The organism is Streptomyces sp. SCSIO 75703, assembly GCF_036607905.1.
Classification (GTDB): Bacteria; Actinomycetota; Actinomycetes; order Streptomycetales; family Streptomycetaceae; genus Streptomyces.
Genome location: NZ_CP144555.1, coordinates 17,803 through 32,208, shown reverse-complemented (window position 1 = coordinate 32,208; position 14,406 = coordinate 17,803). Strand labels below are relative to the sequence as shown.

13 protein-coding genes and 1 pseudogene are annotated in these 14,406 nt (G+C 70.5%); 9 read left to right on the top strand and 5 right to left on the bottom strand.

Annotation, left to right across the window (positions count from 1 at the left end):
- Positions 1-22: 22 nt before the first annotated feature.
- The 6 genes from VM636_RS00145 to VM636_RS00120 all read left to right on the top strand — a co-directional run bounded on the left by VM636_RS00145 (position 23) and on the right by VM636_RS00120 (position 5,943).
- Positions 23-868 carry a CoA ester lyase gene (locus VM636_RS00145; protein WP_030421750.1) on the top strand — a complete coding sequence of 282 codons (846 nt, stop codon included), beginning with the start codon at positions 23-25 and terminating at the stop codon, positions 866-868.
- Between the two features lie 525 nt (positions 869-1,393).
- Positions 1,394-3,124: a sodium:solute symporter family protein gene (locus VM636_RS00140; RefSeq protein ID WP_053912706.1), complete on the top strand. Its 1,731-nt coding sequence runs from the start codon at positions 1,394-1,396 to the stop codon at positions 3,122-3,124.
- Positions 3,125-3,140: 16 nt separating this feature from the next.
- The gene (locus tag VM636_RS00135) at positions 3,141-3,272 is read left to right on the top strand and encodes a putative transporter small subunit (protein WP_030421748.1); all 132 of its coding nucleotides are present in this window, start codon (positions 3,141-3,143) and stop codon (positions 3,270-3,272) included.
- Positions 3,273-3,904: 632 nt separating this feature from the next.
- The gene (locus VM636_RS00130; RefSeq protein ID WP_053912919.1) at positions 3,905-4,717 is read left to right on the top strand and encodes an alpha/beta hydrolase; all 813 of its coding nucleotides are present in this window, start codon (positions 3,905-3,907) and stop codon (positions 4,715-4,717) included.
- 143 nt (positions 4,718-4,860) lie between these two features.
- On the top strand, positions 4,861-5,400 hold the full coding sequence (locus tag VM636_RS00125; protein WP_030421746.1) for a GNAT family N-acetyltransferase: 540 nt from the start codon (positions 4,861-4,863) through the stop codon (positions 5,398-5,400).
- Between the two features lie 195 nt (positions 5,401-5,595).
- Positions 5,596-5,943, top strand: a complete 348-nt coding sequence (locus VM636_RS00120) for a GNAT family N-acetyltransferase (RefSeq protein WP_051821456.1) — start codon at positions 5,596-5,598, stop codon at positions 5,941-5,943.
- Between the two features lie 29 nt (positions 5,944-5,972).
- Here VM636_RS00120 and VM636_RS00115 read toward each other — a convergent pair whose 3' ends face one another.
- On the bottom strand, positions 5,973-7,709 hold the full coding sequence (locus VM636_RS00115; protein ID WP_030421744.1) for an ABC-F family ATP-binding cassette domain-containing protein: 1,737 nt from the start codon (positions 7,707-7,709) through the stop codon (positions 5,973-5,975).
- A gap of 1,007 nt (positions 7,710-8,716) precedes the next feature.
- Between VM636_RS00115 and VM636_RS00110 the strand changes: the two genes are divergently transcribed.
- Positions 8,717-9,154 (top strand): hypothetical protein, encoded by a 438-nt coding sequence (locus VM636_RS00110; RefSeq protein WP_030421741.1) that lies wholly within the window; start codon positions 8,717-8,719, stop codon positions 9,152-9,154.
- Between the two features lie 64 nt (positions 9,155-9,218).
- Positions 9,219-9,669, top strand: a pseudogene (locus VM636_RS00105) (transposase); the annotation flags it as partial.
- A 33-nt stretch (positions 9,670-9,702) separates the two neighbouring features.
- Here VM636_RS00105 and VM636_RS00100 read toward each other — a convergent pair.
- From VM636_RS00100 to VM636_RS00090, 3 genes are all read right to left on the bottom strand, one after another.
- A complete protein-coding gene (locus VM636_RS00100) occupies positions 9,703-10,626 on the bottom strand; it encodes an aminoglycoside 3'-phosphotransferase/choline kinase family protein (protein ID WP_030421740.1) in 924 nt (307 codons plus the stop codon).
- A gap of 408 nt (positions 10,627-11,034) precedes the next feature.
- Complete coding sequence (locus tag VM636_RS00095; RefSeq protein ID WP_030421739.1) at positions 11,035-11,343, bottom strand: GNAT family N-acetyltransferase; 309 nt, start codon at positions 11,341-11,343, stop codon at positions 11,035-11,037.
- A gap of 69 nt (positions 11,344-11,412) precedes the next feature.
- The gene (locus VM636_RS00090) at positions 11,413-11,919 is read right to left on the bottom strand and encodes a carboxymuconolactone decarboxylase family protein (protein WP_030421738.1); all 507 of its coding nucleotides are present in this window, start codon (positions 11,917-11,919) and stop codon (positions 11,413-11,415) included.
- Positions 11,920-12,042: 123 nt separating this feature from the next.
- Between VM636_RS00090 and VM636_RS00085 the strand changes: the two genes are divergently transcribed.
- Complete coding sequence (locus VM636_RS00085; RefSeq protein ID WP_053912704.1) at positions 12,043-13,032, top strand: pirin family protein; 990 nt, start codon at positions 12,043-12,045, stop codon at positions 13,030-13,032.
- Between the two features lie 89 nt (positions 13,033-13,121).
- Here VM636_RS00085 and VM636_RS00080 read toward each other — a convergent pair whose 3' ends face one another.
- Positions 13,122-14,186, bottom strand: coding sequence for a 2,3-butanediol dehydrogenase (locus VM636_RS00080; protein WP_030421736.1), 1,065 nt, complete (start codon positions 14,184-14,186; stop codon positions 13,122-13,124).
- Positions 14,187-14,406 lie beyond the last annotated feature (220 nt).

The following is a 14,406-nucleotide window of genomic DNA, read 5'->3' as shown; positions in this document are numbered from 1 at the left end:
CGCGCGAGGAAGGAGAACTCACGTGAGATCCGCCCTCTACGTGCCGGCCGACCGCCCGGACATGCTGGCGAAGGCGCTAAACCGGGGAGCCGACGGGGTGATCGTCGACCTGGAGGACGCGGTCGCCCCGGCCGCCAAGGAACGCGCCCGGGGCATCTGCGCCGAGTGGCTGGCGGGCCTCGCGCCCGCCGGGGAGCGCCCGGGACCGAGGGTCTGGGTCCGGATCAACCCGGGCAGGCCCGGACTCGCCGACGCGCGGGCGGTGGCGCTCCCGGCGGTGAGCGGGCTGATGGTCGCCAAGACGGAACGCGTCGGCGACCTCGCCGCCGTCGCCGGGGAGCTGACGGCGGCCCCGTGGATCGCCCTGTGCCCCCTCCTGGAGAGCGCGTCCGCCCTGCTGTCCGCGCCCCTGATCGCTCGCGGGCCCCGGGTGAGCCGCATGCACCTGGGCGAGGCCGACCTGTGCGCCGACACCGGCATCGCCCCCGGGGCCGACGAACGGGAACTGCTCTGGCCGCGGACCCAGCTCGTCCTGGCCTGTGCCGCGGCCGGACTGGACCCGCCCCTCGCCCCCGTCAGCACCGACTTCCACGACCTCGACGGGCTGCGCACCTCGACCCGGGCGCTCAAACGCCTGGGATTCGGCGGCCGTTCCTGCATTCATCCGGCACAGATCCCGGTCGTCGAGGAGGTGTTCACCCCGAGCCCCGCGGAGATCGAGCGGGCCCGCGCGCTGGTGGCACGGTTCGAGGCGGCGGGCGCGGGCGCGACCCTGGACGAGTCCGGCCGCATGATCGACGAGGCGGTGGTGCGCGGGGCGCGGCGCGTCCTCGCCGCCGTGCCGGACCCGATGACGCTCCGTAGGTGACGGGCTGACCTCAAGGCCGCGGGACCCGGTGCCCCGCTCCTCCGGGACGGCGCCCGGGTCCGGCCTTTCGTCCCGGTAGGCATCGAAATCGCGCGTGAGGCCGGTTTTACGGCATATTGCGGCACTTTCTTGATCTCTTTGCCGTAACAAAACGTGTTGCGTCGCAATCGCAACGAGTAAAGAGATTTGGTGAAGAGGCCGTGCGAAAGGCTGCAATCCGGGCAAACCGTTCCACCAGATAGTCGTCAAATTGCGCAACCCAGACGAAAATCCAGGTGACAGCCTCAGGTCATCCTGATCGCCATCCGGCATCCTGGCGTGAAAGTGCTGTTACGGTGCCAAATGTTTGCGGGCTCAAAGAGCCCGCCTCTTTGTGAACGTCCCCTGTGCAGCGAAGAGCTGTCAGGCCGGAGCCCTTCCCGCAGCGCGCCGCGCGGGACGATCCGCCCGCCTGTCGGTCGACACGCAGCGTCGCGGCTGGTGCCGGGCTCCACGAGTCGGAAGGAGGTGGCGTGTGTGGTCGAAATGGACACAGCGCAATTCAACGTTCTGGTGGTAGTGGGTCTGCTGGTCCTCTTCTATGGAGGAACCTTCCTCATCTCGACCCGTATCGGCAAGAAGGAGGAGAACGCCGACGGCTACATGACCGCCGGCAACAACCTGGGCTTCGGAATCTCCGCGGCCAGCATGACGGCGACGTGGATCTGGGCGGCCTCGATGTACGCCTCCGCGACGTCCGGTTACACCTACGGGATCTCCGGCCCCATCCATTACGGACTGTGGGGCGCGTTGATGATCCTCTTCATCTACCCCTTCGGCAAACGCATCCGGGCCATCGCCCCCAAGGCACACACCCTGGCCGAAGTCCTCTACGTCCGCCACGGCCGCTCCAGCCAGTTGATGCTCGCCGGCTCCAACATCGTCGGCAGCCTGATCAGCCTGATGTCCAACTTCATCGCCGGCGGCGTGCTGATCTCCCTGTTGTCACCCTTCAACTTCACCCAGGGCGTCTTCGCCGTCGCGGCGGGCGTGCTGCTCTACACCCTGTGGTCCGGCTTCCGCGCCTCCGTGCTCACCGACTTCGTCCAGGTCGTGGCGATGCTCGGCGCGGTGGCCATCATCGTCCCGTTCATCTTCTTCGCCGCCGACTTCCCCGCGGCCTTCGAGACCGGAGCGAGCAACCTCACCGCCGAGCAGGGCAACTTCTTCTCCAGCGTCGCCTTCATGGAGCAGGGCGCCCCCTACATCGCGGCCGTCCTCGCCTACGCGATCGGCAACCAGACCATCGCCCAGCGGCTCTTCGCGGTGAAGGAGAGCCTCATCAAGCCGACCTTCATCACCGCGACCGTCGGCTACGGCGCCATGGTCATCGGCGTCGGCATGCTCGGCGTCCTCGCCCTCTACCTCGGCTTCGAGCCGACCGGCGGCGACCCGAACAACATCATCCCGGGCATGGCCTCCGAGTACCTGCCGCCCGTCCTGCTCGCCCTGTTCTTCATCATGATCATCGGCGCGCTCTCCTCCACCGCCGACTCGGACCTCGCGGCCCTCTCCTCGATCATGATGGCCGACGTCTACGGCCAGAACGTCGCCGGCAAGGAGAAGGCGAACCCGAAGACCATGCTGCTCGTCGGCCGCATCACCATGGTGCTGGCCACCGCGGTGGCCGTGGCCTTCGCCAGCCTTCAGTTGAACATCCTCGACCTGCTGGTCTTCGTCGGCGCGCTCTGGGGCGCGCTCGTCTTCCCCGTCCTCGCCAGCTTCTACTGGGGGAAGGTCACCGGCCGCGCGTTCACCACCTCGGTGCTCGCGGCGCTCTCGGTGTTCCTGCCGGTCCGCTTCGGCTGGCTGCCCCTGGACGGCGTGCTCGGCTTCGTCGTGGACCTGCTGTCGATCGTCGGTGTCGGTGTCGTCATCGGCCTGATGATCTTCGGCTTCTTCGGCCCCCGCCCGGCGAAGATCGCGGGTGTCGCGGCGGCCGTGGTCACCGCGCCCTTCGCCATCGGCTCGCTCCACGAGTACGCGACGCTCAGCGGCTCGCTGGTCGCCTACTCGGTCTCCACCATCCTGTGCTGGGCCATGTCGGTGCGCCGGCGCGAGGAGTTCGACTTCGCCGTCATCGCCCAGCGCACCGGCGACTTCGACGACGACACGGCGCCGGCCGCCGCTGCCGAACCGGGTGACGACGGCGACGCCGGTGTCCCCGGCCGGCCGGGAGGCACCGGAAACGACCCCGAACCCGCCGGAACCAAGTGAACCCCGAGGAGGAATCGTGAACACCGTACTCCTGAGCGTCTACATCCTGATGTGGCCCGTACTGGTGGCGGTCGTGCTGTTCGTGATCAGCCGCGGCTTCTTCCGCGAGTGGGCGGAGGCCCGCCGTAACGGGCAGGACCTGATCTGACCCGAGCCCACCCGAGACGAGGCGCCCGGCCCCTGACGAGAACCCCAGGGGTCGGGCGCCCTGCCATCGCCGGACCACCCGCCAGCAGCCCGCAGGGGCGAGGCACCGGCGGACCGACGCGTGCGCGAGCCGCGCCGATGAAGGCAACTCCCCGCGCGACGACCGAGGCCGCCCCGCACCGCCGGCCCGTGCACGACGGACCGCACCAGCGCGCACCACGCCGCCGCGTCGGCCCCGGCGGCCGGCTCCCGGCCCCGGGCCGCCCCGCCGAGCCGGACGGACAGCGCAGCTCGCTCCAGCCGCGCGGTTCCGCGAAGCCGGCGACAGCCCGCCGGTGACTCCCCGCCGGCAGGGCCCGGCACACTGCGCACCGCCTCCTCGAAGAACCCGCCTCGCTGCCGAGGACCACGCAGAGGCCGGAGGGGGAGTGACGGGAAGGAAGGGACCGGAGGGGAAGAGGCTGGAGGGGGGAGGCCCGGTCCCGAGTGAGGACACGGATCGACGTCCCGGGGCAGCCACCTCATGCGGCAGCGTGAACGTCCTCGTGGGCGGATGGTGACCGTGCGGTCCTGGGCACCGCCCGCCTGAGAGGCACGCTTGCCTCGCCGAGCGCTTGCTCCACAATGGGTCCGATGGAACGCACGACACGGAAGAAGCTGCCGGTCGGCGGCGACAGCTGGGTCACCGTCGACGTCTACGGAGACCCGGGCGCACCCGGTCTGGTCATCGTGCCCGGGGCGATGAGCGACGCACACGCCTGGCGCCGCGTCGCCTCCGCGATCACCGCCTGGCCCTCGGTGGCGGTCGTCAACCGCCGGGGCCGCGTCCCCTCGGGGCCCCTGACCGGCACGTACTCGCTGCGCACGGAGGTCGACGACCTCGGTACGGTCCTCGACGCCTTCCCCGGCGCTCCGGCGCTCTTCGGCTGGAGCTACGGCGGCCTGATCGCCCTGCTCGCCGCCGACGCACGCCCCCTGCGCCAAGTGATGGCCTACGAACCGGTCATGCCGCCCTTCGGCAGTCACGCGCTGCCCGAGCTGAAGGCCGCCGAGGAGTCGGGGGACCGGGACGCCACCGTCGAGATCGTCAGCCGGAAGGTCGCGGGCCTCGACGCGGCGCACGTCGAGGCGATGCGCGCCGACCCGCGAGGCTGGTCCGCGCTGCGTGACCTGAGCCGGCCGGCGTACGCCGAACTGGTCGCGCTCAACGCGGCCGTGCTGCCGCAGGGCGTGGCCCTGGCGCGGCGGGCGGGGCACGTCGACCTCGTCATCGGCGAGCACAGCCAGGGCACGGCCCCCTACGGCACCTCCTTCGACACCGTCCGCCACCACACCCCGCGCCACGCCACGATCCACACCCTCCCCGGCCAGTCCCACATGGCCCACCTCCAGGCCCCGGGACAACTCGCCTCCCTGCTGGACACGTTGGCGAGGGAAACGCCCTGACGCCCCGACGGGACGGGGAGGCGTGACGCCCGAGCGGTGCGCCGGAGGGCACCCGGGACCACTGTCGGGCATCAGGTCAGGACAGGGCCGGTGATGCCCCGGGCCGCCTTGATCACTGCCGCCCCCGCTGGTTGGCTTGCTTCATGGACGCACTCGGACCCGTCGCCTGGCCGCCCGTCCCCGTCGGGACCGAGCGGCTCCTGCTCCGTGAGCCCGAGGCCCGGGACCGTCCGGCGTTCGTCGAGTTGCTGACTTCGCCGGAGGCGCACACCTACCTCGGTGGTCCCCGGCGGCGTGCCGAAGTGGAGCGCGAGGTGCCCGAGGTGCCCGAACTGTGGCCCGGGAGTTTCGTCGTCGAACTCGACGGAGCGATGATCGGCCACATACTGCTCCGGAGAGCGTCCCAGCACCATCACCCGGCCGCCGTGGGGAAAGCCGACCTCGGATACCTGTTCCTGCCACGGGCCTGGGGACACGGGTACGCCGCCGAATCGTGCGGGGCGGCACTGGACTGGTTCGACGGCGTCCTTCCCGGTGAGTCGGTGGTACTCACCACCCAGACCGCGAACGCCCGCTCGATGCGCCTCGCCGCCAAGCTGGGATTCACCGAGGTGGAGCGGTTCCGGGCCTGGGACGCCGAGCAGTGGCTCGGCACACGGCCCCCGGCCTCGCCCTCGGCCTGAGCCCGCCCTCGACGCCGCCGGGCGTTGTTCACCCGACGAGGGAGGAGATCGCCGGCGGGGGACGGCCTCAGCGCCCTGGCATCGGCGAGGCGACGGCCGTCGCCGACGATCCCGTCTGGCATCTGGCGCCGGACAGAGAGGCCGGACTGCTCAGCGGGCAGCAGGCGGCCTTCCGGGAGCCCGCCGGTGGCGTCCATGGGGTGGCTGCTCCGGGAGATGACCTTCGACGGCGCGCGACGCCTGGTCGCCGGACTGGGGGCACCCCGGGTGCACCCCGCTCACAGGGGTGGGGGCATCGCGAGCACCATGCTCAGCGTCGCGGTCGAACACGCGCGGGCCGCCGGGACCGAGACGGCGCTGCTCCTGTGCCGCTCCGAACGGACCCCGCCCGCCACCAGGCCCGGCTGGCGCCGGATGACCGTGCCGGTCACCTTCCGGCAGCCCGACGGCCCCCGGCTCCGGCCGTTGGACACCCTGACCTACGACCTGACCGAAGCACCCCCACCCGCCCTCGGCATCGACCTGCGGGGCCTGCCCTTCTGAACCGCACGTCCGCCGGGGAAGCCGCCTCCTCACCGCGTGGCGAGAGCGAGCCGACGGCCCTGCCAGCCACGGCGGAGCCAGCGGTCGTGAGAGGCGATGACGACGGTCCCGGGATAGTCCGCGAGAGCGTCCTCGAGGGCGTTCACCAGCACCAGGGAGAGGTGGTTCGTCGGTTCGTCCAGCAGCAGAACCTCGGGCGGGTCGGCGAGCAGGATGGCCAGGGCGAGGCGACGCTGCTGCCCGACGCTGAGCCGGGCGACGGGCCGGTTCTCGTCCCGCCCGGCGAGCAGCCCGAAGGCCGACAGCGGCACGGCCTCGGCCCGCCCGCTGCCCACGGTGTCGACGTAGACCTCGGACGCGGTGCGATCCGGTCCGCGCCCGTGCGGATCGGGCAGCACGACCATCTGGTCCAGCAGACCGACCCGCATCGACGGGTGGATGTGCACCCGACCGCGCGTCGGCTCCGCCCGCCCCGCGAGCACATGCAAGAGCGTGGATTTACCGACCCCGTTGGGGCCGGTGACCAGCCACTTCTCCCCATGGCTCACCGCCAGGTCCACCGGCGACAACCGCCCGGCGACCTCCAGTCGCGTCGCCGTCAGCACGGGTCCGGACGGGTCGTCCGGGCCCGCCCCGGCGGCGCGCTCGGGAAGTCCGGCGAAGCGCAACTCGGCCGGGGGCCTGCGGACCTGCCGCCGCTCCAGGCCGTCCAGCCGGGCACGGGCGTCGTTCACCCGTCGGGACACGACCTTCGCGTTGCGGTCCGCGTAGAACTTCTGCGCCATCCGCACTTCCGTACGCGGCTTCCAGTCCACGTGCCCCACGCTCTGGTTGTCCCGCACGGCGGCACGCAGCCGTGACAACTCCGCCTGCTCGTCCCGGTACTGCTGCTCCCACCGGGAGCGCGCCATGGCCCGCGAGGCCAGGTACTCCGTGTAGCTGCCGGTGTACCGGGTCACCCCGATCCCGGTACCCGTGCCGTCCTGGACGAGGGCGCCCGTCGCGGCGTGAGGCCGCGGAGCCGGATCGAGGTCGATCAAGGACGTGACGGTCTCGTCGAGGAAGTCCCGGTCATGGCTGGCGAACAGCACCGGCCCGCGCCACGCCCTGAGCACCCGGTGCAGGTGATCCGTGGCCTGGTCGTCGAGGTGGTTCGTCGGCTCGTCGAGCAGCAGCACGTCCGGAGCGTTCAGCAGCACCCACGCGAGCGACAGCCGGGCCCGCTGCCCGCCGGAGAGGGCGCCCGTCGCCCGCTCGGGGGAGAGACCGCCCAGCCCGAGCCCGGACAGCATGGAGTCCACCCGGGCATCGATCTCCCACGCCCCCAGCCGTTCGGCGGCGTCCAGCGCCCACGCGTAGGCGTCGGCGACCTCCGGATCGTCCGGCGCCTTCGCCAGGGCACGCGCCTGCCGGTCCACGGCGTCCGTGGCCGCGCGGGCCGGCGCGATCGCCGACTCGAGCGCCTCGGCGACCGAAGCGGAGGCGGCGAAGGGCGGCTCCTGGTGCAGCAGCCCGATCCGCGGCACGCCCCCGCCCGGGGCGACGGCCTGCACCCCACCGGCGTCCGCGGGCGTACGCCCGGCGACGATGTGCAGCAGCGTGGACTTCCCGGAGCCGTTCTCCCCGATCAGCCCCACCCGGTCGCCCGCGGCGACCACGAAGGAGATGTCGGTGAGCACCCGATGGATCCCGAACGACTTGGACACGCCGTCGACGCGCAGATGGGCCGAGGAGTCGGCGAACGACGAAGAGTGAGCAGCGAGCATGCATACCCCATCACCACGAAGGAACCTGCCGGGCACGGCCTCGGACGCAGGCGGAAAAGGGCGCTCAGATGCTCATGCGGACCACCGTAACAGGCACGCTCTCCGCGCTCGACTCATTTTCCCCGCGCGTCGCACCGGACCACGGCGCCGCGCCGATCGCGGTGAACATGCAGGTCAGCGGGGTACGGGCGTCCCGGCCAGCCGGTTCTACGCCGCGCGGCACGATCCGGGCGCCGAGGCGCCGCGCGGCGAGATGGGACCGGTACCAGGAGGTGCCCGCCGCGTGAGGGGCGGCTGGCCAGGAGAGCATCAGGGGCTTCCAGAGGGAGGAGATCGGGCTTTCCTGGCCGGGGCCTTCAAGTCACCGCCATGTAGGAGCGAACCCGCTCCCGAACCGTTCAGGGCGCGGTGAGGCAGTCCCGGCAGGCGCCGGCGAGGCCGTCGTCGCGGCGTGTGCCGTCTTCGAAGCAGCAGATCACCGCCGGCCAGACGTCGAAGCGCTCGGCGACGGTGGTGAGGGCGAGCTCTTGGCCGGGCCCGCAGGCCAGAGGCCGGAGACATCCGGGATCCTGACCGGTGTGGCGAGGCAGTGGAAGATCTCCCAGGGCGATGCCCCGCTCGCGCAGGCGGATGATCTCCTTGTCCGTCCGCTCGCCGGCGGTCTGTCGAGTCAGCGCCCGGCCCCTTGACTCGGTCGTCGTCCCGGGTGCTGACGAGGGTGTGCGCGATCTGGTCCAGGGTGGCGGTGCGGGCCTTGACGGCGGAACAGGCGGTGTTGTGGAGAGCACGCATGCCGCTGACGGCGTCGTCCCTGGATATGACCGATGCCCGGCCGACCGGCAGCAGGGCGCGGGCGGTTGCGTAGGCGTCGACCGGATCGGACTTGCCGACCCGTCACCTTCCGGCTGCGTCGGGCCGGTTCGCCCCGACGCCGGCCAGAGCCTGAGCCACGATCGCCGGAACCGGCTACGCGTATCGATGTCGGACCCCGCTGATATACGTGGGCCATGGCCACCTTCCAAGACTTCTTCCTCAAGCTCGTTGTCGTCGAGAAGCTCATGTACCAGGACCGGACACTGACCCCCGCGTTCAGCCTTGAGCACCACATGCGAGAACGCGGTGTCGAGGACCTGGACGACTACGTGGGCGAGAACGAACTCGAGTTCACGATCCTCGACGAGGCCAGGGCTTACTTCGAGGCGCTGGACATACCAGAGGAACTCCTTGCCACAGTGGACGAGTTGACGTTCGACGGCGGGCTCCGGGTGTACATGGAGTGCGCTCCGGTATGGGACGGCGAGGACGACCTGTTCGACGTGCGCTCCCTGGTCGACCTGGATCTGCTGCCGAACCTCGAACTCGTCACGGGGGCACGGGCCTTGGAGCACATGTGCCCGGGAGCAACGGAGAACCTCGCGGCCCGAGGCATCACGGGACGCTTTTAGACGCCATTTCACTGGGCATGACCTTGCGGGAGTCTCGGGCGATGAGTGCCGCACTGTCGAGCGGATGGTGCCGGACGACCTGTGGACAAGGTTCCAGCGGGTGGTGCCGCCGCTGCCGGTCCGCCCGCAGGGTGGAGGGCATCGTCGGAGAGGGAACCGAGAGACGCGGGCCGCGATCACCCTTGTGGTCATGTCGGGCTGCACAGGGAACCAACTGCCGTCGGGCTTCGGCTCGTCGGGGGTGACCGCCTTCCGGCGGTTCACCCAGCGAAAATCCACCGCATCGTCGACCGCCGGGGCCGGTTCTGTCTGTCGGCCTCTCCGCGGCCGGCGTGCATGCCGGCCAGGCCCTCATCCCGCCGGCTCGCGGCATCCCGCTCATCCGGTCCCGACGCGGCCCCGAGACCGACGGCCCGGCAAGCTGCACGGGGGCGAGGGCCACGACTACCGCCACCTGCGCCGATGGTCGTTGCCCACGGATCCGGCACCGCCTGGCCCGCAAGGTCGTCGAGGCGGGCCCCCGGGAACGAGTGGGCCCGCCTCGTCTCTCACACCGTGCCGAACCAGGCGTCCGCGAGCGAGGGCAGAGCCCCTTCGGCAGGTGAGGGCAGTTCTCTCAGGTACCAGGGAAGGTGGCTGTATACGTGGAGCAACGTGAAGGCCATGAGTTCACGCGGCTCGAAGCCGTAGCCGTATGCCTCGGTGAGCCGAGACAACAGGGCCGGATCACCGCGGGTGACGAACAGGCCGACACCGACGAAGTCGTAGGCGCGGTCACCGATCATCGCCGGTTCGAAGTCGAACAGACCGGTCAGACGCCAGCCGTCGGGGTCGACCAGGAAGTGCTGCTGCATGACCTCGGTGTGCAACAGGGAAGGCTGCGGGGCTCGTGGCAAGGGAACCGACGCGAGGAAGTCCGGGATCTGCTCCAGCCAGGCCGCCGGCAGTCCATGGGCGCGCTGCCGTTCCACCGCACCGGCTCTCTGGCGGTCGAGAAAGCTGCCCCAGTCCTCGGGCCCGAGGACGTCCCGCAGCGGATCGGTGCTGAGGGAGTGCAACGACGCGAGGGACTCACCGATCTCGGCTACGAGCCGGTCACGATGACTCCCGGGCACGTGCCCCCAGGAGTGGGCGAGGTTCTCGCCGGGGAGCCTGGACATCAGAACGTACTGCCAGCCGTTCTCGTACGAGCCGGATGCCCGCACCACGGGTGTGGGCACCGGCAGTCGCCCCTGAACATGGGCAAGGACACGGCCCTCGGCGATTCCGCGCCGAGCAGCGAATCCGGGGAAGAGCTTGAGCACGTGGTCGTCCCCGACCGCGTAGACCGGCTGGGACCCATCGGGGAAGCGAACCAGTGAGGCGCCGGAGAGCCCGAGACGTGCACAGAGGTCTTCCGCCCCAGGACGCATCAGGCTCTCATCGGGGACGACGGCGTCCCACTCATCGGCCGTTTCGACCACAGGCAGCATTTCCGGGACCGTAGGCCACTGCTGGTCGGTCGGCAACGGAGTATCACCGACACCGTGGCCGGAAACGGCGGACGCGACGCACGATCCGCCGAGAAGCCCCAGATGGGCGTCTTCCGCTGATACGCAGCCTGCCTCACACCCAAAGGGGCCAGTGACCAGGCTGAAGGGTGAACCGGCGCCGACGGCCCTCAGCCTGTTGCACGACCACGCCAACTGCTACGGCGTCTGAGGCCCTGTCCGGCGTACTCCTGGCCGGAGCCGGAGCCGGAGCCGGAGCCGGAGCCGTATGCCTGGTCGCCACTGGCACGGCCCGGCCGTATCCAGGGGCATCAGCGGAGCAGTCCGGGAACCCGGATCCGGTCCGGAGACCTCGAAAGGCCGCGGACCGGTCCGGATCCGGTACGGAATTCAGTCCTCGACCTTGCTGCGGCTCTGGTAGGCCAGGTCCTGGTAGTCGGGGTGCCGGGCCATCCAGGCGGTGATGAACGGGCACACGGCGAGCACGCGCAGGCCGTCCGCCCGCGCGGCGTCCAGGCCCGCACGGGCAAGCGCCGAGCCGACGCCCTGTCCGTTGAACTCCGGGGCGACCTCGGTGTGGGTGAAGACGACGAGCCCGCTCTCGTTGGTCCGCAGGTACTCGGCGAACCCGGCGAGCCGCCCGTCCACGCGGGCCTCGTAGCGACGGGTGTCGGGGGAGTCGGTGATCTCGATGGTCATCGTGAGCCTTTCGGGCATGGGGGCCGGCGCCGGACCCTGCGTAAGGTATGTCCGGAGAGGCGCGTGTGGTCAGCGGGACGCCGACGGCGGCGTGGCGGTCGGGCGTACGGGGTGCTTGCTGAGGACGGAGACGCGGTTGAAGGCGTTGATGGTGATCGCGGCCCAGAGTACGGCCGAGATCTCCGCTTCGGTGAAGGTCTCGCGGGCCGCCGCGTACGCCGACTCCTGCGCGGTGGCGTCCTGCACGTGTGTGACCGCCTCGGCCAGGTCGAGCGCCGCTCGCTCCCGTACGGTGAACACTTCCGTGTCGCGCCAGCCCGGCAGGACTCCCAGGCGCATCGGGGACTCCCCGGCGCGCAGAGCCGCCCGGGTATGGGCGTTGAGGCAGAAGGCGCAGCCGTTGAGCTGGGAGACGCGGATGTTGACCAGCTCCAGCAGGACGGGTTCCAGGCCGGCTGCGACGGCTTCCGTGTGCACCGCCTCCGCGGCCTTCCGGAACGCCCGGTACGACGCGGGCGACGCCTTGTCGATGTAGACCCGCCGGGCATCCTGCCCCTGGGTTGTCGTGTCACTCACCGATCTGCCCCTCCTTCGCTGAAGGTCGCCGACCTGACCGGAACGGCTACCCGGAACTCATGTAGTTTAAGATTCAATCATATTTGGCTGGAGATCCCAAGTCAGATCCCGGAGGGGGCTGTGATGAGTGACGAGACGAGCGCGGAGACGGGCGGCGGAACGGGTGAGGGGGCGAGCGGCGGCCGCGTACCCGTCCAGGGCGCCGTGCGAGTGCTGCCCGCTCGCGAGGTGCCGCTCGGTGGCCCCCGGGCGATGACGGTGCGCCGTACCCTGCCGCAGCGGGAACGGACGCTGATCGGCGCCTGGTGCTTCGTGGACCACTACGGCCCCGACGACGTCTCCACGACCGGCGGCATGGACGTCGCACCCCACCCGCACACCGGGCTGCAGACCGCGAGCTGGCTGTTCAGCGGAGAGATCGAGCACCGAGACAGCCTTGGCAGTCACACCATGGTCCGACCTGGTGAACTGAACCTGATGACCGCAGGGCACGGCATCAGCCACACCGAGGTCTCCACCGAAGGCACCACCGTGCTGCACGGCGTGCAGCTGTGGATCGCCCTGCCGGAACGGCACCGGCACACGGACCGCGACTTTCGGCACCACGTGCCCGAGCCCGTCACTCTGGCGGGCGGCGAAGCCCGCGTGTTCCTCGGCACCCTCGCCGGGACGTCCTCCCCGGTGCCCACGTACAGTCCGCTGCTCGGCGCCGAACTGCGCCTGGCACCGCACGCGACCGTGACCCTCGACGTCGACGTCGCCTTCGAGCACGGCGTCCTCGTCGACCAGGGCACCGTCCGTCTCCAGGGCACCGCTGTGCCCTGGAGCGAACTCGGGTACCTCGCCCCCGGCGCCGCTTCCCTCACCCTCACCAACAGCGCCGACGCCCCGGCCCGGCTGCTTCTCCTGGGCGGCACACCCTTCGGCGAGGAGATCGTCATGTGGTGGAACCTGATCGGCCGCAGCCACGAGGAGATCGTCGCGGCCCGTGAGGAATGGCAGCGCGGCTCGGACCGCTTCGGCGTCGTCTCCGGCTACCCCGGTGCGCGCCTGCCCGCGCCCGAGCTTCCCCACAGCACCCTCAAACCACGCGGCAATCGGGCGCGGCCCTGACGCCATCCGGCGGATTCGGGGCGAACGAGAGGGCGGGGCCGGCCACCAGCGGCGTGCGGCGTCACCGGGCGGGCCGGCTTCGCCGGTTCTCAGGCGTGGGGGTCCACAAGGATCTTGACGGCCGTCTCATTGCGATGGATCAGGGTTTCGAAGCCCTCGCTGACGAGGTCGTCCAGCTTGATGGTCTTGGTGATGAACTGCGACAGATCGATACGTCCCTCCTGGACCAGCTTGATGGTCTGCGGGTGGGAATTGACGTAGGCGATCGTGCCGCGCAGGTCGACCTCCTTGAGGACGAGCTTCTGCATGTCGAGCGAAGCGGGCTTGCCCCAGATCGAGATCACGGTGATGACACCACCCGGCTTCACGGCGTCGAACAACGTGTCGAGAACCGCGTTGACGGATGTCGCCTCGAACGCGACGTCCGCCCCCTTGCCACCGGTCAGGCGGCGTACCTCCTCGGCGACATCGGTGACGGCGGGATCGATGGCATGGTCGGCGACCTTGGAGTCCAGCGCCTTCTGCCGGCGCAACGAACTGAGTTCGGAGACCGCGACCTTGATGCCCATGGCCTTGAGCACCGCACAGGTGAGCAGCCCGATGGGGCCGGCGCCGCCGACCAGGGCGAAGTCGCCCGCCTTCGCTCCCGACCGCTGGAACGCGTGGTAGCCCACCGACAGCGGCTCGATGAGGGCCGCCTGGTCCAGCGGAATGTCTCCGACCGGGTGAACCCAGCGTCGCTCGACGACGATCTTCTCCGCGAGACCGCCGCCGCGACCGCCCAGTCCGATGAAGTTCATGTCGGGTGACATGTGGTACGTCGGATTGTTCTCACTGGTGTCGACGTCGTCATGCAGGATGTAGGGCTCGACGACGACGTGGTCGCCCGGCTTCAGGCCCTCGACGCCGTCGCCCACCGCGTACACGACGCCGGACATCTCGTGGCCGAGGGTCACGGGTGCCGCCTCACCCGAGACCGGGTGAGGGTGACCGGCCGCCGGGACGAAGATCGGCCCGTCGAGGTATTCGTGCAGGTCTGTGCCGCAGATTCCGCAGTAGGCGACATCGATACCCACCGTGCCCGGCCGGACCACGGGCTCGGCGATGTTCTCGATCCTGATGTCGCCCCGGTCGTAGTAGCGTGCAGCCTTCATGTGCGGTGGCTCCTTCGCCTGTCTTCTGCTCACCTCGTGCTTCGAGCCGCCCCGTGGAGCGCGTCGACAGCCCGTCGGCGAATACGTTGACGATTCGGCAGGGCGGGCCGGACGCGCGCATCGACATCCTGGGGTCCCTGACGCGGTCGGCGCCGGTACGCGACCGCACCGCGTGTACGGCTCCGCGGCATGAGCGAGGGGATGAATGCCGCGGACCTCG